Source organism: Lactobacillus sp. M0403, assembly GCF_016101265.1.
In the GTDB taxonomy this organism is placed as follows: Bacteria; Bacillota; Bacilli; order Lactobacillales; family Lactobacillaceae; genus Lactobacillus; species Lactobacillus apis.
In genome coordinates this window covers 1-204 of record NZ_JACFQV010000021.1, presented here as the reverse complement: position 1 = coordinate 204, position 204 = coordinate 1, and the positions used below count along the sequence as shown (strand labels likewise).

The window sequence follows — 204 nt, the reverse complement described above, 5'->3', positions numbered from 1 at the left end:
GTAGCAGAAGCTAACGCCGCAATTGATGCCGCAACCACGCCAGATGAGATTGCCAAGGCAGTAGCAGATGGTAAAGCTAAGATTAATGGTGCTTACCAACCAGGTAAGGACTTAAGTAGTCAAAAGAACAATGCTAAGCAAGACATAGCCAATGAAGCAAAATCGGTTAAGGATAGTATCGATGCCGATAGCTTATTAACTACT

Annotated in this window: 1 protein-coding gene; it reads left to right on the top strand. The window is 43.1% G+C overall.

From position 1 onward, the window contains the following. On the top strand, positions 1-204 hold a 204-nt coding region (locus tag H3T48_RS08835; protein ID WP_198189196.1), incomplete at both ends, for a hypothetical protein.